General features: G+C 67.9%; 22 protein-coding genes and 1 tRNA gene. 7 read left to right on the top strand and 16 right to left on the bottom strand.

Annotation, left to right across the window (positions count from 1 at the left end; genetic code table 11):
• Positions 1–46: 46 nt before the first annotated feature.
• Positions 47–1,243, top strand: a complete 1,197-nt coding sequence (locus tag ABZX37_RS17790) for an FAD-dependent monooxygenase (protein WP_354740678.1) — start codon at positions 47–49, stop codon at positions 1,241–1,243.
• On the opposite strand, the gene dcd is transcribed toward ABZX37_RS17790, so the two are convergent.
• Together dcd and ABZX37_RS17780 are read right to left on the bottom strand one after the other, a co-directional pair.
• Entirely contained in the window at positions 1,240–1,821 is a 582-nt protein-coding gene (gene dcd, locus ABZX37_RS17785) for a dCTP deaminase (protein ID WP_116199417.1), read from the bottom strand. The genes ABZX37_RS17790 and dcd overlap by 4 nt on opposite strands.
• A complete protein-coding gene (locus ABZX37_RS17780) occupies positions 1,808–3,016 on the bottom strand; it encodes an oxygenase MpaB family protein (protein WP_354740676.1) in 1,209 nt (402 codons plus the stop codon). Before ABZX37_RS17780 ends, dcd begins: the two co-directional genes overlap by 14 nt.
• Positions 3,017–3,126: 110 nt before the next feature.
• Here ABZX37_RS17780 and ABZX37_RS17775 point away from each other — a divergent pair.
• Positions 3,127–3,197 (top strand) — tRNA-Gly (locus ABZX37_RS17775).
• Positions 3,198–3,272: 75 nt separating this feature from the next.
• Here ABZX37_RS17775 and ABZX37_RS17770 read toward each other — a convergent pair.
• The 5 genes from ABZX37_RS17770 to ABZX37_RS17750 all read right to left on the bottom strand — a co-directional run bounded on the left by ABZX37_RS17770 (position 3,273) and on the right by ABZX37_RS17750 (position 6,871).
• On the bottom strand, positions 3,273–3,632 hold the full coding sequence (locus ABZX37_RS17770; RefSeq protein WP_354740675.1) for a PIN domain-containing protein: 360 nt from the start codon (positions 3,630–3,632) through the stop codon (positions 3,273–3,275).
• Between the two features lie 45 nt (positions 3,633–3,677).
• Entirely contained in the window at positions 3,678–3,932 is a 255-nt protein-coding gene (locus ABZX37_RS17765; protein ID WP_354740674.1) for a hypothetical protein, read from the bottom strand.
• A gap of 82 nt (positions 3,933–4,014) precedes the next feature.
• Positions 4,015–5,385, bottom strand: a complete 1,371-nt coding sequence (locus ABZX37_RS17760) for an amino acid permease (protein WP_354740673.1) — start codon at positions 5,383–5,385, stop codon at positions 4,015–4,017.
• Between the two features lie 164 nt (positions 5,386–5,549).
• On the bottom strand, positions 5,550–6,200 hold the full coding sequence (locus ABZX37_RS17755) for a hypothetical protein (RefSeq protein WP_354740671.1): 651 nt from the start codon (positions 6,198–6,200) through the stop codon (positions 5,550–5,552).
• 2 nt (positions 6,201–6,202) lie between these two features.
• Positions 6,203–6,871 (bottom strand): hypothetical protein, encoded by a 669-nt coding sequence (locus tag ABZX37_RS17750; RefSeq protein WP_354740669.1) that lies wholly within the window; start codon positions 6,869–6,871, stop codon positions 6,203–6,205.
• A gap of 114 nt (positions 6,872–6,985) precedes the next feature.
• On the opposite strand from ABZX37_RS17750, the gene ABZX37_RS17745 reads away from it, so the two are divergent.
• Positions 6,986–7,363, top strand: coding sequence for a nitroreductase family deazaflavin-dependent oxidoreductase (locus ABZX37_RS17745; protein WP_354740667.1), 378 nt, complete (start codon positions 6,986–6,988; stop codon positions 7,361–7,363).
• Between the two features lie 8 nt (positions 7,364–7,371).
• Positions 7,372–7,902 carry a GNAT family protein gene (locus tag ABZX37_RS17740; protein ID WP_354740665.1) on the top strand — a complete coding sequence of 177 codons (531 nt, stop codon included), beginning with the start codon at positions 7,372–7,374 and terminating at the stop codon, positions 7,900–7,902.
• Position 7,903: 1 nt separating this feature from the next.
• Here ABZX37_RS17740 and ABZX37_RS17735 read toward each other — a convergent pair whose 3' ends face one another.
• The 6 genes from ABZX37_RS17735 to ABZX37_RS17710 all read right to left on the bottom strand — a co-directional run bounded on the left by ABZX37_RS17735 (position 7,904) and on the right by ABZX37_RS17710 (position 13,123).
• Positions 7,904–8,179 (bottom strand): hypothetical protein, encoded by a 276-nt coding sequence (locus tag ABZX37_RS17735; protein ID WP_009085047.1) that lies wholly within the window; start codon positions 8,177–8,179, stop codon positions 7,904–7,906.
• 158 nt (positions 8,180–8,337) lie between these two features.
• Positions 8,338–10,182, bottom strand: a complete 1,845-nt coding sequence (locus ABZX37_RS17730) for an acyl-CoA dehydrogenase (protein ID WP_354740663.1) — start codon at positions 10,180–10,182, stop codon at positions 8,338–8,340.
• Between the two features lie 157 nt (positions 10,183–10,339).
• On the bottom strand, positions 10,340–11,128 hold the full coding sequence (locus ABZX37_RS17725) for a response regulator transcription factor (protein WP_354740661.1): 789 nt from the start codon (positions 11,126–11,128) through the stop codon (positions 10,340–10,342).
• 245 nt (positions 11,129–11,373) lie between these two features.
• Positions 11,374–11,952, bottom strand: a complete 579-nt coding sequence (mug, locus tag ABZX37_RS17720) for a G/U mismatch-specific DNA glycosylase (RefSeq protein WP_354740659.1) — start codon at positions 11,950–11,952, stop codon at positions 11,374–11,376.
• 300 nt (positions 11,953–12,252) lie between these two features.
• Positions 12,253–12,894, bottom strand: a complete 642-nt coding sequence (locus tag ABZX37_RS17715; protein WP_354740657.1) for a VanZ family protein — start codon at positions 12,892–12,894, stop codon at positions 12,253–12,255.
• A 103-nt stretch (positions 12,895–12,997) separates the two neighbouring features.
• Complete coding sequence (locus tag ABZX37_RS17710) at positions 12,998–13,123, bottom strand: hypothetical protein (RefSeq protein WP_354740655.1); 126 nt, start codon at positions 13,121–13,123, stop codon at positions 12,998–13,000.
• Between the two features lie 169 nt (positions 13,124–13,292).
• Here ABZX37_RS17710 and ABZX37_RS17705 point away from each other — a divergent pair, with 169 nt between their 5' ends.
• Together ABZX37_RS17705 and ABZX37_RS17700 are read left to right on the top strand one after the other, a co-directional pair.
• On the top strand, positions 13,293–14,981 hold the full coding sequence (locus tag ABZX37_RS17705; protein WP_354740653.1) for a bifunctional metallophosphatase/5'-nucleotidase: 1,689 nt from the start codon (positions 13,293–13,295) through the stop codon (positions 14,979–14,981).
• Positions 14,982–15,088: 107 nt separating this feature from the next.
• Positions 15,089–15,421: an MmcQ/YjbR family DNA-binding protein gene (locus ABZX37_RS17700; protein ID WP_354740651.1), complete on the top strand. Its 333-nt coding sequence runs from the start codon at positions 15,089–15,091 to the stop codon at positions 15,419–15,421.
• On the opposite strand, the gene ABZX37_RS17695 is transcribed toward ABZX37_RS17700, so the two are convergent.
• Genes ABZX37_RS17695 through ABZX37_RS17685 form a run of 3 tightly spaced genes read right to left on the bottom strand, consistent with a single transcriptional unit; the run spans position 15,411 to position 19,470 of the window.
• A complete protein-coding gene (locus ABZX37_RS17695) occupies positions 15,411–17,249 on the bottom strand; it encodes a VanW family protein (RefSeq protein WP_354740649.1) in 1,839 nt (612 codons plus the stop codon). The genes ABZX37_RS17700 and ABZX37_RS17695 overlap by 11 nt on opposite strands.
• 24 nt (positions 17,250–17,273) lie before the next feature.
• Positions 17,274–17,606, bottom strand: a complete 333-nt coding sequence (locus tag ABZX37_RS17690) for a co-chaperone GroES (protein WP_354740647.1) — start codon at positions 17,604–17,606, stop codon at positions 17,274–17,276.
• A 1-nt stretch (position 17,607) separates the two neighbouring features.
• On the bottom strand, positions 17,608–19,470 hold the full coding sequence (locus tag ABZX37_RS17685) for a thioredoxin-like domain-containing protein (protein WP_354740645.1): 1,863 nt from the start codon (positions 19,468–19,470) through the stop codon (positions 17,608–17,610).
• 137 nt (positions 19,471–19,607) lie between these two features.
• On the opposite strand from ABZX37_RS17685, the gene ABZX37_RS17680 reads away from it, so the two are divergent.
• Positions 19,608–20,180 carry a hypothetical protein gene (locus tag ABZX37_RS17680; RefSeq protein WP_354740643.1) on the top strand — a complete coding sequence of 191 codons (573 nt, stop codon included), beginning with the start codon at positions 19,608–19,610 and terminating at the stop codon, positions 20,178–20,180.
• Positions 20,181–20,331 lie beyond the last annotated feature (151 nt).

Below are 20,331 nucleotides of genomic sequence, written 5' to 3'. Positions count from 1 at the left end.
GTTCGACAGAACGAATTACTTTTCAAGATATTCGAGGGGACGAACCATGACACGAGTTTTGATCGCGGGCGGGGGCATCGCGGGGGCGATCACCGCGATCGCGCTGCACGAGGTGGGCCACGAACCGGTGCTGTACGAGGCGTACGGCCGAAGCTCGGAAGGGGTCGGCGCGTTCCTGACGCTCGCCGTGAACGGCCTCGACGCGCTGACGCCGTTAGGCCTGAAACCGCTGGTCCAAGACCTGGGCTTCGACACGCCGCGGATGACGCTCGGGCTCGGCAACGGCCGCAAGCTCAGCGAGTTCCCGCTCGGCGGGCCGCTGCCGGACGGCACGGTGAGCCAGACCGTTTTGCGCTCCGACCTCTACGTGGCGCTGCGCGACGAGGCGGCAAGACGCGGCGTGCAGACGGAGTTCGGCAAGCGCCTGACCGACGCCAAGCAGACGGCGGACGGGGTCACCGCGACCTTCGCCGACGGCACGAAAGCCCACGGCGACCTGCTGATCGGCGCGGACGGGCTGCGGTCGGCAGTCCGCGGAATCCTTGATCCCGCCGCACCGTCGCCGCGGTACGTGCCGCTGCTCAACACCGGCGGCTTCGCACGCGGCCTCGATCTCGACGACGAGCCCGGCCTCATGCACATGGTGTTCGGCCGCAAGGCGTTCTTCGCGCACGTGCTCGCCCCGGACGGGGTGGTCTGGTGGTTCGCGAACGTGCCGCACGCCAGCGAACCGACGGAATCCGACCTCGCCGCGATGCGCGGGCCCGGCTGGCGGAAGCGGCTGCTCGACCTGGCCCGCCCCGACCGCACGCCGGCCACCGCGATCATCGAGGCCAGCGAAAACATCTACGAACCGTGGGCGACGTACGACTTCCCGACGGTCCCGGTGTGGCACCGCGGCCGGATCGGCCTCATCGGCGACGCCGCGCACGCGACGTCACCGGCGGCCGGTCAGGGTGCGGCGATGGCGATCGAGGACGCGGTGACGCTCGCGATGTGCCTGCGCGACGTGTCCGACCCGGCGGCCGCGTTGACCACCTTCGAAGCCTTGCGCCGCGAGCGCGTAGAAGCCGTTGTGGCCCAAGGAAAGCGCAACGGCGACGCCAAAGCTCCCGGCCCGATCGGCCGCGTGCTCCGGGACTTCTTCATCTCGCGCGCCGTGCGCAAACCGCCCACCGACGACCCGAACCGGTTCATGTGGGACCACCGGATCGACTGGGCGGCCCCGGTGAAGGCGGCTTAGCGCCAGGTGTCGACGCGGTGGAAGTTCTTGTACGCCCGGCTCGGCGTCGGCCCGCGCTGCCCCTGGTAACGGGAGCCCGCTTCGCTGGAGCCGTACGGGAATTCCGCCGAGCTGGACAGCCGGAAAATGCACAGCTGACCGATTTTCATGCCGGGCCACAGCGTGATCGGCAGGTTCGCGACGTTCGACAGCTCGAGCGTGATGTGCCCGGAGAAGCCGGGGTCGATGAAGCCCGCGGTGGAGTGCGTGAGCAGCCCGAGGCGTCCGAGCGAGGACTTGCCCTCGAGCCGTCCGGCGAGGTCGTCGGCGAGGGAGACCTGCTCGAAGGTGGACCCGAGCACGAACTCGCCGGGGTGCAGCACGAACGGCTCGTCGCCCTCTTTTTCGACCAGCGAGGTCAGCTCGTCCTGCTGCAGCTGCGGGTCGATGTGGGTGTATTTGCTGTTGTCGAAGACCCGGAAGTAACGGTCGAGCCGGACGTCAATGCTGGACGGCTGGACCATGTCAGGGTCGAAGGGGTCGATGCCGAGACGGCCGGCGTCGAGCTCTTTGCGGAGGTCACGGTCACTGAGCAGCACGGATGCAGCCTATCGGGCGGGCAGGCGGCGCCGGGGCACCCCTCCGCTCGAACACGGCGTTCATCCGCTTGAGGTACCGCCGGCGCCCGAACGCCCCGAGCGCTTCCTGCAGCGCAGTCGCACCGGGGACGAGCTGGCGGACCGTCTCCGCCGCGTAATTCACCCCCGCGGCGGCGAGCACCGCGGCCTGCGCGACCGGGTTGTCCGGCAGCCCGAGAAAGTCGGCGTTGTCCCGCCCGAGCACGAGCCGGCTGATCGCGGAATGCACGCCGACGTTCACCTGCGCGAGAACCTTGCCGGCGGCCCCGCGCCCCTCGCCGATCGCCGCGTGCGTATCGACGAGGGCGCGGGCGAGCCGTTTGGAGTCGTCGTCCGGGATGAATTCGGTGGCGGCCAGCATCCAGAGCAACCGCCAGGCGTCGTCCTCGTCGGCGGGCAGCAGCTCGTCGTCGACGCCCATCAGCCAGCCGACGTAGCGCCAGAGATGGAGGATGTCGGCCTTCTCGCGAGCGGTGTAGCGGAGGCCGAGGAGCTGCGTGCCGAAGACGTAGACAAGCGAGAAGAGGAGGAGCGTGCCCGCGGTCTGGACCTGATTGACCGGACGGTCCCACCGGTCGTAATCCCAGTCCAGCCGGTTGTTCATCGCGCGCCGGACGTGCGCGTGCACCAGCCGGATCCTGAGCGCGGCCTGATACCCCGTGCCGTGCTTGTGGAGCGCCCCCGGAGTTGTGACGTCAATCCACCACGCCGCGGTCTCGACGAGCCGCCGCGGCGCCCGGTACTCGATTTCGCCGGTGCCGACCAGGGATTTCGTCGCTCGGGAGGCTAGGTAGCCGCCCATGAGCGACATGTCGCCTAGGGGGAAGAGGCCGAGCAGTCCGGCGCGGGTGATCGCCTTCGCACCGCTGACCAGCCTTCTTTGGTCGACCCAGTACGGGGTGGCTTCGACGTGGTCGATGAAGGTTGTTAGTTCGGGCGGGGCTTGTTCCCCGGCCAGCGCTTGGTCGACTCTCGTCTGGTTGCGGGGTTCGCGGTGCAGCCATTCGACGACTGCGTCGGCTAGGGCGTCTTCCTGCTGCGCGAAGGTCCGGAGCCGTTTGAGCTGGCCTTCGTCCGCGGTGGCACCTCTCGCTCGGGCAGCCAGCCGGAACCCGCCTTGACGGAACATCTCGGGGGGCATCTCGGGGTCGTCCATCGCGCACCTCCGTGGGTCGACAACAAGTGTTGTCACTTTGAGGCGGAGGCGTCAAGGCGTGGCCCCGCTGGACATGGGGGTGCCGTGGTTGTGTATGCTTGCTGGGCACTGCGGATGTAGTTCAATGGTAGAACATCAGCTTCCCAAGCTGAATACGCGGGTTCGATTCCCGTCATCCGCTCTCTTGCGAAAGCCCCAGGTCACACGGTGTCTAGTGTGGACCTGGGGCTTTTTTCTTGCGGACTGAATTCCGCAGTCAAGGCAACAAGGTGAAAGCGGAGATATGCCTTGGCTTCACGATCGAGAAGTGGCGCGTGTCAAGGGTTGCCACCCGCGTGACGCCAAGCCGCTCAGCCAGAGCGACCACACATGCATCGGCAGTGCCCAGTGGCAGATCGGCGTACTTCTCCACCAGGTCGGCTGCCCGCGCGATGTCGGCGAGCATCATCGACTCGACGGTATAGAGCCCATCGGCGACGTCGCGAAGGAAGTCGGCCTCCGCCGAGGCACCGGCACGCGAGCTGAGCATGTAGCCGATCTCCACGAGCAGCGACTCAGGCAAGACCAGCGGTCCGGCGTCGAAGCCAGGAGTTCCGTGCAGCGTCGTGGTCGTCATCGCGCCGGTTGCCCATGGCGACCACGACCCCGGTGTCAACCAGAATCACGCCGACTTGCTCGATCCGCTGCCAAGTTCGCGGCGGGCCACTTCCTTGGCACGCCGACCGAGGTCATGCTCGCCGTCGAACACGCCTACCGTACGAAACTGACGGCGAGGCGGCTCAGCATCCGGCGGAGCATCCGCCAGCTGACGAAGGGCCGCCAACGCAGCGGACACCCGTTCGTCGGGAACAGCCTCGAGGAGGCGACGAGCCTCTTCGCGAGGGACGCCCGGATCCGGGGTTTCGCGAGTCGTCATGCACCCATCTTAGCTGCAACCGGGTACGCCGTCGGCGCGCGCAAACCACGCGGCGCTATCTGAAGTTGCGGCACGGTCGAGTCTAGCCCTGGACGGAGGAAGTCGGTTTGTCTGCGGGAGCCGACGAAGTCGCCCTGCGGTGGAACCAAAACAACCCGCACAGCACAGCCAGCCACACCACTCCTACGACCAACGCCAGGCGGGTGTCCTCAGCGAACGCCATCACCACGAAGATGAACACCATGAACGCCATCGTCAAAACCTGACCCACCGGCCAGAACTGCACCGGAAACTCCCGCGAGGCCTGTTCCCCAGCGGACAGCTGGCGACGAGCCCGGTAGTGCGTAAGCAGGATCATGAACCAAACCCACACCGTCGCAAACGTACCCACTGACGCGATCAGCAGGAAAGCGCTGTCCGGCAACAGATAGTTCAGCACAACAGCCAGGCTCAGCGCAGCAGCAACCACCAGGACGGTCATCCACGGGATGCCATTACGCGTAACCCGCGCCATCGCCGCGGGGGCTTGGCCGCGTTGAGCCAGACCGTAGATCATTCGGCCGGCGCCGAAGATGTCGCTGTTGATGGCGGACAACGCGGCAGTGACCACGACGATGTTCAGAACCGTTGCGGCGGAGTGCAATCCGAGACCGGCGAAGATCTGGACAAAGGGGCTGCCGGAGGTGCTGATCGTGTTCCACGGGTTCAGCATCATGATGATCGCCAGGGTCGCCACGTAGAAAAGCAAGACCCGGACGGGAACCGTGTTGACGGCCTTCGGCATGGCGGTGCGCGGGTCTTCGGATTCGGCGGCGGTGAGGCCCAGAATCTCCGTGCCGCCGAAGGCGAACATCACCAGGGCGAACGAAGCGATGAAGCCGCTGATGCCATTGGGGAACCAGCCGCCATGGGACCACAGGTTGGTGACACTGCCGGAATTAGAACCGAGGCTGAAGATCAGGATTGCCGCGCCGCCAAGGATCATGGCGACGATGGCTACTACCTTGACCAGGGTGAACCAGAATTCCAGTTCGCCGTAAACCCGTACGCTGACTAGGTTCGCGGCGGCGATGACCAGGATCGTGAGCACTACCCAGATCCACCGTGGGACGTCGGGGAACCAGAATCCCATATACACAGCCAAAGCCGTCACGTCGGCGACGCAGACGATCACCATCTCGAACGCGTACGTCCAGCCGGTCAGGAAACCTGCCAGCGGGCCGAGGTGTTTCCGCGCGTATTCGCCGAACGAGCCGGGGGCGGGGTCGTTGACGGCCATCTCGCCCAAAGCGCGCAGTACGAAGAAAATCGCCGCGCCGCCGACGAGGTACGCGATCAGGACGGACGGGCCCGCTTTGGCGATCGTGTCCGACGAGCCGTAGAACAACCCGGTGCCGATCGCCGAACCCAAAGCGATGAACCGGATGTGTCTGCCGTTGAGCCTACGGCTCAAACCATCCCCGGACCTCGTCGTCATTGACGCCTGCCTCCCGAAATCGGTAGCCCGCGGTGCGAGCGGGTCGGCACAGTAGAACTGATCCGGCCGGGGCCGCCCAACCAACGACTACCGGAAAGCGTCTGCGATTTCAGACGGTCCACAAAGGACCGCTAGGACCCTCAGCCCTCCACCAATTCCCACGGGGAACCGGGCTCGGCGCGGTCGAACACCTGGCCCGGCGCGGCGAGCAAGGTCGACACGACGTCCGGGTAGAGCTGTACGACGTGTTCCAGTTCCAGGCCCTCCACCTCGAAATCCTCCGCTTCGGGGACCTCGAAGCCGACGAACAGCCACGTTCCGTCCTGCTCCCGGACAACCTGGCGGACCGCCCGCGATGGCGCTGCGGCGGTCGTGCCGATTTCGGTCAATCCGGTGCTCAGCTGGACTTCTTCGAGCGGCGAGCCGGGATGCGTCCAGGCGGCGATGCGGGCGTCGCGGTGAACGAGATCTTCGTCCAGGTCGTCGGAATCCGACACCGAGCTGAGCAGCCAGGTGCGGCGTTCCGGGTCCCAGTCCGCGGCCATCCCCGCGGGCACGTCGGCCAGCGCGACCAGGTGCGGCAGCAGCGCCACCGCCTCGCGCAGGACCATCGCGCCGAACACCTGGCGGTTGACCTCCATGTCCTCTTCGAACTCGGCCCCGTCGCTGATGAACCAGTCGTCGTCATCGTCGAGGACGACGAAGGCCAGTTTCTCCGGGTGCTCCACCAGTTCGTGCGCGATGATCACCGGGGATTCCGGGTCCTGTCGCAGCGGCCATTCCTCGGACATGTTCACTCCCCGTCGTCGATTACCTGCAACCACTCGGCATCCGGCGCCTCGCGGAAGAACACTTCGCCCGGCTCCGCGTCCAGCAGCTCCACCACGTCCGGGTACAGCTCCGCCACGTGCCCGAGTTCGAGGGTGTCAACCTCGACCTCGGTCTGCTCATCCGGGTCGGGCACCTCGAAGCCGACGAACATCCACGTGCCGTCTTCTTCCCGGCTCACGTAACGCACGCTGCGGGCCGGAGCGTCCGCCGCGGTGGCGATCTCCATCAACCCCAGGCTGAGGTTCACCTCGTCCATCGGCGACCCGGCGTGCGGCCAAGCGGCGTCGCGGGCCTCCCGGTACGCGCGGGCCTCCTCGTCGTCGCTCGGGACGAGCGGCGAAATCAGCACCCAGGACGCGCTGTCGGCGTCCCAGTTCGCGCCCATCCCGGCCGGCAGCTTGGCCAGCGCCCGCAGCTGCGGCAACAGCTCGACGACGTCGTGCAAGCACACCGTGGCGAACTGCTCCCCGTCGAGTTCCGGGTCGTCGCCGAACTCCGAACCGTCGCTGACGAACCAGCCCTCCTCGTCGTCGAGAAGCACGTGATCCAGGTTTTCCGGATGCTCGATCAGGCCCTGCGCGACGAGCACCGCCGCGTGCGGTTCCTGCCCCATCGGCCAGTCGTGCGACATACCCGCTCCCCACCTCGCGTTCGGCTGCGGGCCCATCCCACCAGACCCGTCCGTCCCGGCGCACAGCGCGTCTCCGGCAGGAAATTCCACACCCGTTGGATTAGGCTCGGCGGCATGGTGCTGCCCGAACGTCTCGCCCGGTTCAACCGCGTGGTCACCAACCGGGTCACGAAACCCTTCGCCGACAAGCTGCCCGGATTCGGGGTGGTCGTGCACCGCGGACGCAAGTCCGGCCGCGAGTTCCGCACCCCGCTGAACATCTTCCGCACCGACGACGGATTCGTCGTCGCGCTCACCTACGGGCCGGACGCCGACTGGGTCCGCAACGTCCGCGCGGCGGGCGAGGCGGAGGTGCTCACGCGCGGCCATAAATACCGGGTGCGTGATCCGGAACTCGTGCATGATGAATCGCGCCGGCCGATGCCGCCCGGGGTGCGGCAGTTCCTTGGACTGGTCGGCGTCACGGATTTCCTTGTGCTTAAACGAGAATAAGGGGCGCGATGCTCACCGGGAAGCTAGTGCGGCTGCGGGCGATCGAACCGTCGGACGCCGAATCGATCTATCGGTGGATCCACGACCCCGCGGTCGGCCAGTACATGACCAACGACCATCCGCGCTCGCTCGCGCAGCTGCGCAAATGGGGCGAAGAGCGGCCGGTGAACAAGTACGAGAACGTCGTGCTGGGCATAGAATCGATCGAGGCCGGGAAACTGATCGGCGTCGTCGACCTCCGCGACGCGCGCCCAGAGATCGGCCGCGCCGAGTTGGACATCTACATCGGCGAGACCGACCACTGGGACGGCGGATACGGCACTGAAGCGCTGAAACTCATGTGCCGCTACGGATTCAACGTGATGCGGCTGCACCTGATCGCGCTCTGGGTGGTCGCCGAGAACGAGCGCGCGCGGCACGTCTACCGCAAGGTCGGGTTCGTGGAGGACGGCAGGCACCGCGAATGCCATCGCGGGCCCGACGGCCAGTACCACGACATGTACCTGATGAGCCTGCTCGAGCCGGAGCTGAACGACTGAGCTAGCTCTTGACCTGCCGCTTGCCCCACAGGCTCGCGGCCAGCGTCACGCCGATCGCGGCGAGCACGACCTGGGTGATGATCTCCAGCCAGTCGATGCCCTTGGTGTCCGCGTAGCCGAGCCCGCGCGCGATGGCGGTGCCGACGAACGCGGCGACGATGCCGACCAGGATCGTCAGCCAGATCGGGATCGCTTGCTTGCCAGGTGCGACCAGCTTGCCGAGCAGGCCGAGGATCAGGCCGATCACGACCGCGCTGATGATGCCGGAAACCGCCATGGCGAACTCCTTCTGCCGAGAGGATCGGGCCCGACCGGTTTAACCCGGAACCCGAGGCGCCAAACCCGGCTTACCGCCCACCTTCGGCTACCGCCACTGGAAGCACGAAAAATGCCCCGGTCCGGGTGCGGACCGGGGCATTTTTCCAGCCAGTGCGATCAGAAAGCGGCTTCGTCGATCTCCATCAGCGAGTTGTCCGCAGCCTCCACGATGGCGCGGCGCGAGGTCAGCTCCGGCAGCACGCTCTTCGCGAAGAACGACGCCACCGCCAGCTTGCCCTCGTAGAACGGCTTGTCCTTGGCCGACGCGCCGTCGTCGAGCTTGGCCAGCGCGACCTCGGCGCCCTGCAGCAGCTTCCAGCCGACCAGCAGGTCGCCCACCGACATCAGCAGCCGCACGGTGTGCTGGCCGACCTTGTTGATGTTCTGCGGGTCTTCCTGCGACGAGGTCAGGTAGCCGATCAGCGAGCCCAGCATGCCCTGGGTGTCCTCGAGCGCCTGCTTGAGCAGCGCGCGCTCGTTCTTGAGCCGGCCGTTGCCCGCCTCGGACTCGATGAACTTGGTGATCTCGCCCGCCACGAACGCGAGCGCCTGGCCCTTGTCACGGACGATCTTCCGGAAGAAGAAGTCCAGCGACTGGATGGCCGTGGTGCCCTCGTACAGCGAGTCGATCTTCGCGTCGCGGATGTACTGCTCGATCGGGTAGTCCTGCAGGAAGCCGGAACCGCCGAGGGTCTGCAGCGACTGCACGAGCTGCTCGGTGGCGCGCTCGGAGCCGACACCCTTGACGATCGGCAGCAGCAGGTCGTTGATGCCGTGCGCCAGCTTCAGGGCTGCTTCGTCGCCCTCGCCGGTCCACAGCTGGTCCTGGAAGGACGCGGTGTACAGGTAGATCGCGCGCAGGCCTTCGGCATACGCCTTCTGCAGCATCAGCGAACGACGCACGTCGGGGTGGTGCGTGATCGTGACGCGCGGCGCGGCCTTGTTCAGCATGTTCGGCAGGTCAGCGCCCTGCACGCGCTCCTTGGCGTACTCCAGCGCGTTCAGGTAGCCGGTGGACAGCGTGGCGATCGCCTTGGTGCCGACCATCATCCGGGCGTACTCGATGACCTGGAACATCTGCGCGATGCCGTCGTGCACCTCGCCGAGCAGCCAGCCCTTGGCCGGGGTGCCGTGCTGGCCGAAGGTCAGCTCGCACGTGGTGGACACCTTGATGCCCATCTTGTGCTCGATGTTGGTGACGTAGGCGCCGTTGCGCTCGCCGAGCTCGCCGGTCTTCGAGTCGAAGTGGAACTTCGGGACCAGGAACAGCGACAGGCCCTTGGTGCCCGGCTTGGTCTCGATGCCGGGACCCTCGGGACGGGCCAGCACCAGGTGCATGATGTTCTCGACCATGTCGTTCTCGGCCGAGGTGATGAACCGCTTCACGCCGTCGATGTGCCAGGAGCCGTCCTCCTGCTTGATCGCCTTGGTGCGGCCCGCGCCCACGTCCGAACCGGCGTCCGGCTCGGTGAGCACCATGGTCGCTCCCCAGCCGCGGTCGATCATCAGCTGAGCCCAGTGCTTCTGCTCTTCGGTGCCGTTCTTGTCCACGATCATGGCGAAGTTCGGGCCCGCCAGGTACATGAACAGCGGGGCGTTCGCGCCGAGGATCAGCTCGGCCGCGGCCCACTGCACCGTCGGGGGCAGGCCGAAGCCGCCAAGGTCGTTGGTGAGGCCGAGACGCCACCACTCGCCGTCCATGAGCGCCTTGTAGCTCTTCTTGAACGACTCGGGGATCGTCACGCTGAACGTCTTGGGGTCGTACACCGGCGGGTTGCGGTCCGCGTCGGCGTAGGACTCGGCGAGCGGGCCCACGGCCAGCTTGTTCAGCTCCGACAAGACCCCGCGAGCGGTCTCCTCGTCCGACTCGGCGAGCACGCCCTTGCCGAGCCGTTCCTGCACGCCGAGTACCTCGAAGAGGTTGAACTCCAGGTCTCGGACGTTGCTCTTGTAGTGGCCCATGTCGTCACTCCGTGTCGTGTTCGGCTTTCCGGCCGGGCACTGGTTCCCTTACTCGCCGGTAACATCAGGATATTACCTACGAGTAACCAGAGCAAGCGAATCCGCCCTTCCAGGGGTGGCAATTCGCTCGGAATGACGGGTCGACCAGGGGTCGGCCTCACCGGGTGCTGCGCGCCACGGCCTCCTGCACGGCCGGGGGACCGGCGCTGTCGTCAAGCTGGGGGACGAGGATGCCGCTGCGGAACGCGATGGTCACCGCGTGTGTCCGGTCGCGAGCGGAAAGCTTGCGGAGAATGCTCTTCACGTGGGTCCGCACGGTTTCCACGGACAGGAAAAGCAGCTTCGCGATCCCGGAGTTCTCCAGCCCTTCGGCGACGAGCTGCAAGACCTGGTACTCGCGCCGCGAAAGCGGCATGGCGCCCTTGGGCTGCACGAGGTGCCCGTCGACCGGAGCGGCTCTTGGCGACGGCTCGCGCTTGGGCCGCGCGGTGAGCGCGGACAACGCCGGGTCGATGTAGCGCCGGTCGTGATGCGCGCGCCGGACCGCCTCGGCGAGCCGCCGGGAATCGACCGCACGCGGCACGATGGCGTGCGCACCCGCGCCGATGGCCGCGGCGAGGTACTGCTGAGTGCGGTTGGTGTCGCGCACGAGGGTGACCAGCACGAGTGCCGGGTCGCCCGCGTTGAGCAGCTTCGCGAGATGGCAGTTGGGGTCGAGCGCGGAGTCCAGGATCACGACGTCCGGGCGGACCTGCTCGCACAACTGCATCGCCGCGTGGTGGCTCGCCGCCTGACCGGACCAGTGCAGGCCCAGCGTGCGGTGCACCATCGACGCGATGCCCTCGCGGAAAATCGGGATGGGGTCGACCACGGCGACTCCCAGGCTTCGACCGCCGGCTGGCTGACCGGCCGACATGGGCGTTCGGTGGGGCTCGATGCCACGCATCTCGGGCCTCCGTCCTCGAGGTCGCTCCCGGTGACCGGCACGCCCCCTCGGCGTGCCCGCCGGTCCCCCCTGCCGGAACCGGCCGGGAACGACACCTTGTCCCTGGTTCGACTCCGCCGAGAGCGGCTTGTGACGCGGTTTCCCCCTCATGGCCGTAACGGCCGGTCGCAGCAAACTCTCAGTAGAAAAGTGGCCTCGAAATGCGGGAGGACGGCGCAGCGAGGGTCCGCCCGAGTGGGTTAGCTCTACTGAGGGTTTAACTGCTCGGGTGAATCTCCGATGACCGCCTGTGCGCGCAGCCGACCGAACTCCGCGGCGAGGGTTTTCGGGGTCCAGTGGGCGTTCAAACCGCTGGGATTGGGCAGCAGCCAGATCTTTGATGTCCCAATTGTCCGGTCTTGCGGTCCGACGGCGGCTCGCCGATCCCCGAACGCGACGCGGTAGGCAGTGATCCCGACCACTGCGAGCCAGCGCGGGCGGTACTTACGGACCTTCTTGGTGAGGATCTCGCCGCCTTCGCGGAGTTCGTCGTCGGTCAGCTCGTCGGCGCGGGCGGTGGTTCGGGCTACGACGTTGGTGATGCCGAGGCCCAGGGCGAGGAGTTCGTCTTGTTCGCTCGGGTCCAGCTGGCGAGGGGTGAAGCCGCTGGCGTGGAGGGCGGGCCAGAAGCGGTTGCCGGGGCGGGCGAAGTGCAGGCCGAGCGCGCCGGAGTAGAGGCCGGGATTGATCCCGCAGAACAGCACGTTCAGGTTGGCGGCCAGGACGTCCGGGATGGTGGTCCCGTGCGCGGCGGCTTGTTCGGCCGTGGTGGGTTTCGCGGGCATGAGTCCAGTTTCCGGCACGCTGGGCGGTGCGGACGGGACGCCCGACGGCACCCGGCAGACCGGTGGGTCACCGCTGACCGGGACTGGTTCTCCGCACGAACTCCCGGCGCGGGGTAGCCAACCCGGCGCCCGGATCGGTAGCCTGTGTGATCTCTCGCACAACGGCGTCGATGAGGAGAGCACATGCAACTATGGCTAGTGCTCGGCCTGGTAGCACTGATCATCGCCATAGCCTCGCTGATCGTGATCCTGGAAGACCGCCGCGCGGCGCGCCAAGCCGCGATCGCCAGACGAGCCCGGTTAGCGCGTCTTGGCGAGGTCGATCCGCTCGCTCCGGGCAGGCTCCACGCGGAGAGTTGAAGAGATCGGCCGAAGGGCGAGCAGCAGCGCACCGGCCAGCCAGCCGAATCCGGCCCCGACGGTGTTGGTCATGAGGTCGTCGACGTCGAAGATCCGGTAGACGAACGGCGCGGTCCCGAAGTTCGCGGTGAGCTGGGTGATCTCGACGGCCAGTGAGGCCGCGAACCCGATCGCCACCGCGCCGACCAGGCCGCGTCGCCACAGCACCCGGGCGAAGAAGCCGAGCGGGACGAACAAGAGCACGTTCATCGCGGCCTGCTGGAACGTCTGCGTGGTGAACCAGTCCGCCGCCGAAAGCCCGTGCTTCACCAGCTCGGTGTGGATGTCCGCGATCCACTGGAACGGCTCCAGCTGCACGGTCTGCTCCAGCCGCCTGCTGTTCGGGCCGGGCAGCGGCAGGAAGACGACCGCCAGCGCCATGCACGCGTAGAAGACGACCGCCGCCGTGGTCACCAGGTTGCGCAGCCGCAGTCGGCCGTGGCGCGCGAACTGGAGTACGAGCTGCGGGATCAGGATCGTCGCCCATACGGCGAGGAACCCGATGAACCCGTACTGCAGGGCGGTGACCTGTGCGTTCGTCATACCCAGAACGCTATGGATCTTCCCGCGCGCGCACTTCGGTCGAAGAGCCGGACGGTCTGGACCACGGGTCGGCCAGATGGCCGAGTGCTCGCCGACCGATCGGTCAGCGCTCGCTCGAAGGCGGTTCGTCGTCCCGTTCCGCCCGCTCCGAGCGCCAGGCCGCGAAGACGGTGCCCGCGATCAGCAAGACGACCACGCCGAGCACCAGCACGACGAGCTGAAGTTCCATTTGTCCCCCTCCGCACCCAACGCACAGATCGGCCGGCGCGGGGCGAACGTTACCGAAACTTTCACCCGCCACCGGCCGTTCTGCCCTGGTCAGGACCGTCCGATTTGGGCAGACTGCTTCGCCGGGCGTCCGCATCAGGGGTCAAGCGGGCGCGAACACCGGAGGAAACATGAAGCTCTTCACCCGGCTCGCGGCCACCGCCGCGGCCGCACTGGCCACCGTGGCCGTCACGAGCGCGCCCGCCGAGGCCGCACAGACCGCCGACGTCCGGATCATCGCGTTCAACGACCTGCACGGGAACCTCGAACCGCCGTCGGGATCGAGCGGCCGGATCACGCTCCCGGACGGGTCCAAGGTGGACGCGGGCGGCGCGGCTTACCTCGCGACGCACGTCAAGCAGCTCGAAGCGCAGGTGCGCAATTCGATGGTGCTGTCCTCGGGCGACAACATCGGCGCGTCGCCGGTGATCTCGGCGCTGTTCCACGACGAACCGACCATGGACTTCCTCAACGACCTCGGCGTGAAGGCCTCCGTGGTGGGCAACCACGAGTTCGACGAGGGCTACCGGGAACTGCTGCGCATGCAGTTCGGCGGCTGCAACAAGACCGACGGCTGCCAATTCCGCAAGAGCTACGACGGCGCGCGCTTCCCGCTGCTCGGGTCCAATGTGTACTTCGACAACGGGCTGCCCGCGCTGCTGCCGTTCAGCATCCAGTACTCCGGCGGCGTTCCGGTCGGCGTCATCGGCGCGACGCTCAAGGACCTCCCGTCGGTCGTGACGCCGGAAGCCATCAAGGGCCTCAAGTTCGGCGACGAGGTCGAGGCGATCAACCGCACCGCGAACATCCTCGACCGGCTCGGCGTCAAGGCCCAGGTCGTGCTGCTGCACCAGGGCGACGAGGCGCTGCCCGGCGCGGGTCCGAACGACTGCAAGGTCCAGCCGAACGGCGAGGCCGGGACCATCGCGAAGAACGTGACGCCGAAGGTCGACGCGATCTTCACCGCGCACAGCCACCAGCAGTACAACTGCGTGATCAACGACCCGGCGGGCCAGCCGCGGCCGGTGATCCAGGGCGCGTCGTTCGGGCGGCTGCTGTCGGTGGTCGACCTGAAGATCGACCGCCGCACGCGCGACGTCGTCCGGTCGCAGACCAAGGCGCACAACGAGATCGTCACCCGCGACGTCACGCCGGACCCGGCCGTGACGAAGCTTGTCGACGAGGCCAAGACGAAGGCCGCGCCGATCGCGAACAAGCAGGTCGGCACCATCACCGCGGACCTGCCCGCGGCGGGCGGGCCGTCCGGCGAATCGCCGCTCGGCGACGTGATCGCCGACGCCCAGCTCGAAGGGACCAAGTCCAACAATGCCGTGATCGCGATGACGAACCCGGGCGGCATCCGCGCCGACCTGACGTACAAGTCGTCGTCCGCCGGTGAGGGCGACGGCGTCGTGACCTACGGCGAGGCGTTCACCGTGCAGCCGTTCTCGAACATCATGCAGACGATCACGCTCACCGGCGCGAACCTGAAGAACGTGCTGGAACAGCAGTGGGGCCAGCCCGGCGGCACCAAGATCCTGCAGATCTCGAAGTCGCTGCACTACACGTACTCGGCGGCCGCTCCGGTCGGCTCGCGGGTCTCGAACATCACGGTCAACGGCACGGCGATCGATCCGGCGGCCAAGTACCGGGTGTCGGTGAACAACTTCCTCGCCGCCGGCGGCGACGGGTTCAGCGAGTTCACCAAGGGCACCGATCTTGCTGGCGGTCCGGTGGACCTGGACGCGTTCATCGCCTACCTCGGCGCGCACCCGGGCATCGCTCCGCCGCCCGCGGACCGGATCACCGCGACTCCGTAAGGAAGGTCCGTGAAGGACTCCTTGAGGGAATCAGATTCCCTCAAGGAGTCCTTCACGGCTCTCGTTTCTCCAAGACCAACGCGGCCGGGCGAGGGAGGATGGTCGCCATGACGATGACCTGGGACGACGTGACCGCGTGGGCACAGGAGGAGCTGGCCGAGACCGAGGTGGCGACCTGGTACCGCACCCCCGCGCTGAAGGTGGCGGGCAAGGGTTACGCGCGGCTGCGCACCGAGGCCGAGGGCGGGCTGGTGCTGTTCGTCGGCCTCGACGAGAAGGCCGCGCTGCTCGCCTCAGGCGATCCGGCCTTCTTCACCACGCCGCACTACGACGGCCACGGCTCGATCCTCGTGCACCTCGACCGCGTCGATCCGCAGCAGCTGCGCGAACTGCTCACCGAGTCGTGGCGGTCGAAAGCCCCAGCCCGGCTCAGCAAATGACGATCGGCTGCGGCGAGTACGTCGTGCTGCGGCTTTCCTCGCGGACCTCGCCGCCGCTGGCCAGGTCGTAGAACACCCGGGTGTCGCTGACCGTGAACCCGGACGCGCCGGGCGACGCGTGACACTGGCCGTCCGGACCGGGCCCGAGCTGCACCGTCGGCGGTACCTGGTTCGACGGCGCTCCGCTGCGGCCTTCGACGCGGAAGTGCTTGGTACCCCAGATCTTCACCGTCACCGACCCGCCGCTGGCGCTCGCCTGGATCGCGAACCCGGTCGGATCGTTGTTGGCCAGCTTGAGGTCCACGGCGTTGCCGGAGCTGTCCACCGCCACCGCGTCGCGGCCCGCTGGGTAGCGGTTGACGAAGTGGTCGTGCGCCGCGTGGCCGCCGTCGCCGAGGCCGGCCAGGTAAGCCGCGTTGTACAAAGTGGACGAAAGCTGCGACAGGCCGCCGCCCGGCACCGCAGGACCGGTGCCGTCCTCGTCGACCGGCGCGGACGCGTAACCGCCGCCGCGATAGTCGTTGAGGCTGAAGGAGTCTCCCGGTTTCACGAGGACACCGTTGATGCGTCCGGCGAGCGTGGCGACGTTGTCCGCGGCCGGGCCGCTGAGCCCGCCGGTGGTGTACTCGCCGATGACCTCCTTGACCCCCAGCGCGTTCGCGCCGTCGGTGGTCAGGGTCGGGTGCTTCTGGTCGTAGGCGACCGGCAGATCGCGGCCGGACGGCTTCGCGAGCACGTCGGTGAGGGACTTGAAAGTGTTGGCCCAGTTGATCTTTCGCCCGTCTTCGGACGGCGTGACGGTCGGCGTGCCGGAGTCGAGGCTGATCTGCGCGTCCTTGCTGTTCGACTCGGTGGACACCAGGTCCGGCTGGACGGCCGCGCGCAGTTTCTCCTGATCGATCCGCAGTTCGAGACCGCCGCCGCCGTTCGGCTGGAACTGGAACGACGACGCGATCGCCGACGGCCGCAGCGTGCTGTCCTTGCCCTGTCCGTGCAGCACGACCGGCGAGGCGACCGCGGGCGCGACCACGGTGTCCAGCAAGCGGTGCACGTCGGCGGAGGTGGTTTTGGCCGGGGTCACGGCCATCTTCAGGGTGACCCCGCGCGGCGAAAGCCAGTCCGCCACCACGGTTTGCACGGCGGCCGGGACGTCGGCCAGATCCTGGCCCTGCCGCGGCTCGACCGCATAAGCGGTGACCCCGTCCGACTCCTTCGGCGTGAACCCGATGCTGCCCTCGACCAGCGGATGGTTGAGCTGCTTCCCGGCGAGCTGCTGCACCGCGTCAGTCACCTCGAGCTGGTCGCTGCGCGTCACGACGCCCACCTCGCGGGTGGTGAAGAACGACAGCAGGCGCGTGACCGGGCTCCACGGCTGGTGCCCGGCCTGGGCGAGCGTGCCCGGCCAATCGAGGCCGAGCCCGGAATCCGCAGGCACGAGCGTCCCGGTGACGTCACCGGCGTGGATCGCCACCGGACGGGTCAGCCGGGGCTGGAGTTCGCTGTGCAGCTTGGCTTCGGCCTCTGCGTAGGACAGATCGCCGACGTCGACGCCAGCCACCTGCACACCGCGTGGCACGTCGCCGGCGCTGGTCATCAGGTCGATGGTGTAGGCCAGCACGAACAGCCCGAGCAGGCAGCCGACGATCATGAACGTGCGGCCGACGCGCTTGCGGAAACGGCGGAACCGCGTGTTCGGCGGCGGGGGCGCGTCGGCCACCGCGAAGATCTCCGTGGCCAGATCGGATTCGCCGGCCAGGGCGGGGTCGTCCAGCAGCTCGTCGCTCAGCAGGTCGTCGGCGAAAGCCGACGAACGGTCTTCTTCACGCAACGCCTGCCTCCCCTGGTACGGGAGCTACAGGTACAGCCCCGTGCCGTGTTCGGTCCGCTCCGTGGCCACCGCGTGGATGTCGCGTTCGCGCATCACCAGGTGGCCTTCGCCCTGGATCTCGACCTCGAGCTGGTCCTCCGGATTGAAGAGCACCCGGTCGCCGTGCTTGACGTTCCGCACGCTGTTGCCGACACCCAGTACATCACCCCACACCAGCCTGCGCGCGACTTGCGCGGTGGCGGGAATCACGATGCCGCCGCTGCTGCGACGCTCGCCTTCCTCCTGCGACAACCGCACGAGGACGCGGTCGTGCAGCATCTGGATCTCGAGCTTCGGCGTGTCCGGCACGCCGTTCATGCTACTGACCGGATGCCGGAGCCTTGGGCTCGCCCGCCATCATCAGGCTCAGCGCCTTCCCCCCTCCGCTCTCGAAGCGCACCGGGACGCCCCAGTCCTGCCGGGTGATCCGGCACGCCGGGTGCTCGCCGCCGTCGTCGCAGCTCGCGGCCTGCGCCACTACCTGCAACACACCTTCGGTCGCGCCCTCGGCGAACTTGATACGCCGCACGAGGTCAGTTCCGACTCCGGCTCCGTCGGCGAGCAGTTCCGGCGGCGACGCGGTGATCTCCAGCCGCGTCGACGGCCCGTAGCGCTCGTCGAGCTTTTCGCCGGGCGGCGGGGTGAAGACGACGGAAAACTCGACCTCGCCGGGCGCGAGCACGGTCGGCGGCCGCCGCACGGCCTGGCGAGTGCCCGCGACGGCGGTCGCCTGGCCATTGCCCCCGAGCGGGGTAACCCGGTTGCCCGCCGACTCCACGACGTACAGCTCGCCGTCGTGGCGCACCAGTCCCTGCGGTTCGGCGAACCCGGTCGCGAGCGTCGTGACGTCGCGGGTGAACGGGTCGTAGCGGCGGATCGCGCCGTTGTAGGTGTCGGCGATCGCGACCCGGCCGTCGGACAGCACGGCGAGGCCGAGCGGATGCTGCAGCAGCGCCTGGTCGGACGGGCCGTCGGCGTGGCCGAAGGTGAACAGGTCCGTGCCGACCGCGGTGTGCACGGCGAACGACTCGCCCGCCGGTTCGATCCAGCGCAGGGCCGAGGTTTCCGCGTCGACGAACCACAGTTTCTGCCCGTCCACGGCGAATCCGGACGGCTGGGCGAAGAACGCCTCGTGCACGTCGCCGTCGCGCAGGCCCTCGACGGTGGTCCCGGCGAACCGGCGGATGGTGCCCGAGGACGGGTCGAACACGCTCAGCGTGTGGTTTCCGGCCATCGCGACGACGACGCCGCCCGCGGGGGCCCACCACGTGACGTCCCACGGGCTGGTGAGGTCGGTGTCCAGCGCCTTGCCGGTGTCGGTGCCGTCGCGCCACTGATTCCCGGTTCCGGCAACGGTTTTCACCTCGCCTGTGTTGAGGTCCAGGCCGCGCAAGCGGTGCCCGGCGGTGTCGGCGACGATCGCGTGATACCCGGCGCGCTCGGCGACTTCGTTGGGCAGCAGTGCGATTCCGGACGGTTCGGCGAACCGGGCCAGGTCGAACGGCCCGTCCTGCGTCCCGCGAACCCCGCTGCCGAAGCGGCGGATGACGGTCTCGCCGTCGGAAGCGAACTCGACGATGGAGTGATGTCCGGTGTCCGCGACCAGAATCCGGCCACCAGCGGTGACGACGGCCTTGCTGGGGAAACGCAGTTCGGTGCGCTGCTCCTCGACCGGCACGTACGGGTTGCCGCCGCGCCGGAGCGTCCCCTTCGCGTCGTGCTTGGCGACGAGGTCGGCGATTACGCGGCGTAGCGCCTCGCCGTGGCCCTCACCAGCCGCGACGTGCACGACGTAACCCTCGGGGTCCACGACGACCAGCGTCGGCCACGCCCGCACGGCGTACTGCGACCACAGCTCCATCTTCGGGTCGTTGACCACCGGATGGTGCACCTCGTACCGGCGAACCGCGGCCTCGATCGACGTGCGCTCGCCCTCGCGGCTGAACTTCGGCGAGTGCACCCCCACCGTGACCAGGACATCCGCGAATTCCTGTTCCAGCGGACGCAGTTCGTCGAGAACGTGCAGGCAGTTGATGCAGCCGCTGGTCCAGAAGTCCAGCAGTACCACGCGTCCGCGCAGTTCCGCCAGGGTGAGCCGGCGTCCGCCGGTGTTGAGCCAGACGTCGCCGGTCAGCTCGGGCGCGCGTACGCGGGCTTGCCGGGCTTGCGGTGAGGAAGTCACGGGAGGAGTGAACTACATCCGGTCACGCGGTGTTCCGTCAACCACGGCCGGAGAGAAGAACCTCACCCCGGCGAGGGAGCCCATTCCGGGCAAAAAAGGACGCGCGGACGCGGCCGGGCGCTACGTACGCTTCGGGCATGGCACACGTTCAGCCGGCCGAAGCCTTCACCGTGGAGGAGGCCCGCATCCTGCAGCAGAATCTCGGCGAGCCCTTGCGGCCCGGCCTCACGCCCGCCGAACTGAGCGACGTCGAGGACCAGTTCGGCTTCACCTTTTCCGACGACCACCGGATTTTCCTCACCGCGGGCGTCCCGGTCGGCGACCGTTGGCCGGATTGGCGCCACGGCGACCCGGACCAGCTGCGCAAACGCCTCGACTGGCCGGTCGACGGCGTCCTGTACGACGTGGAGAACAACGACCTGTGGCTGCCCGAGTGGGGCACTCAGCCGCGGTCGATGTGCAACGCGCTGGCAGTCGCGCGACGGCACCTGGCGACGGTGCCGCAACTCGTGCCGGTGTGCGGGCATCGATATCTGCCCGCGACAGCCGGGGAATCCGGGTATCCGGTGCTGTCGGTGTATCAGACCGATGTGGTCTATTACGGCTGGGACCTGCGCAGCTACCTGCGGCACGAGTTCGGCGGAGAGCCCTTGGGGGAGGAACCAGCGGGCGTCCGGATCGTGGAGTTCTGGTCGCGGTTCGTGGAATGAGCTGTGTTTGATGGCGCCGGCTCCGCCGTCGCGTGCGGGATCGCTGTATTTGATGGCGCCGGCTCCGCCGTCGCGTGCGGGATCGCCTTTAAGTCGGCGGGTCGGGGAGCAGCGCACCCGGCCCGGGGGGCCGTGCACGCTGCTCCCCGAC

This window comes from Amycolatopsis sp. NPDC004079 (assembly GCF_040610415.1).
In the GTDB taxonomy this organism is placed as follows: Bacteria; Actinomycetota; Actinomycetes; order Mycobacteriales; family Pseudonocardiaceae; genus Amycolatopsis; species Amycolatopsis halotolerans.
This window is presented reverse-complemented; position numbering and strand designations above follow the sequence as displayed.

Bases quoted from the DNA above. Each gene is read 5' to 3' on its own strand.
- ABZX37_RS17745 (WP_354740667.1), top strand. From the start codon at position 6,986: ATGGTGCTGCCCGAACGTCTCGCCCGGTTCAACCGCGTGGTCACCAAC.
- ABZX37_RS17680 (WP_354740643.1), top strand. From the start codon at position 19,608: ATGGCACACGTTCAGCCGGCCGAAGCCTTCACCGTGGAGGAGGCCCGC.
- ABZX37_RS17725 (WP_354740661.1), bottom strand. From the start codon at position 11,128: ATGCGTGGCATCGAGCCCCACCGAACGCCCATGTCGGCCGGTCAGCCA.
- ABZX37_RS17715 (WP_354740657.1), bottom strand. From the start codon at position 12,894: ATGACGAACGCACAGGTCACCGCCCTGCAGTACGGGTTCATCGGGTTC.
- ABZX37_RS17735 (WP_009085047.1), bottom strand. From the start codon at position 8,179: ATGGCGGTTTCCGGCATCATCAGCGCGGTCGTGATCGGCCTGATCCTC.
- ABZX37_RS17740 (WP_354740665.1), top strand. From the start codon at position 7,372: ATGCTCACCGGGAAGCTAGTGCGGCTGCGGGCGATCGAACCGTCGGAC.
- ABZX37_RS17750 (WP_354740669.1), bottom strand. From the start codon at position 6,871: ATGTCGCACGACTGGCCGATGGGGCAGGAACCGCACGCGGCGGTGCTC.
- ABZX37_RS17710 (WP_354740655.1), bottom strand. From the start codon at position 13,123: ATGGAACTTCAGCTCGTCGTGCTGGTGCTCGGCGTGGTCGTCTTGCTG.
- ABZX37_RS17700 (WP_354740651.1), top strand. From the start codon at position 15,089: ATGACGATGACCTGGGACGACGTGACCGCGTGGGCACAGGAGGAGCTG.
- ABZX37_RS17690 (WP_354740647.1), bottom strand. From the start codon at position 17,606: ATGAACGGCGTGCCGGACACGCCGAAGCTCGAGATCCAGATGCTGCAC.
- ABZX37_RS17780 (WP_354740676.1), bottom strand. From the start codon at position 3,016: ATGGACGACCCCGAGATGCCCCCCGAGATGTTCCGTCAAGGCGGGTTC.
- ABZX37_RS17705 (WP_354740653.1), top strand. From the start codon at position 13,293: ATGAAGCTCTTCACCCGGCTCGCGGCCACCGCCGCGGCCGCACTGGCC.
- ABZX37_RS17730 (WP_354740663.1), bottom strand. From the start codon at position 10,182: ATGGGCCACTACAAGAGCAACGTCCGAGACCTGGAGTTCAACCTCTTC.
- mug (WP_354740659.1), bottom strand. From the start codon at position 11,952: ATGCCCGCGAAACCCACCACGGCCGAACAAGCCGCCGCGCACGGGACC.
- ABZX37_RS17790 (WP_354740678.1), top strand. From the start codon at position 47: ATGACACGAGTTTTGATCGCGGGCGGGGGCATCGCGGGGGCGATCACC.
- ABZX37_RS17770 (WP_354740675.1), bottom strand. From the start codon at position 3,632: ATGACGACCACGACGCTGCACGGAACTCCTGGCTTCGACGCCGGACCG.
- ABZX37_RS17755 (WP_354740671.1), bottom strand. From the start codon at position 6,200: ATGTCCGAGGAATGGCCGCTGCGACAGGACCCGGAATCCCCGGTGATC.
- ABZX37_RS17765 (WP_354740674.1), bottom strand. From the start codon at position 3,932: ATGACGACTCGCGAAACCCCGGATCCGGGCGTCCCTCGCGAAGAGGCT.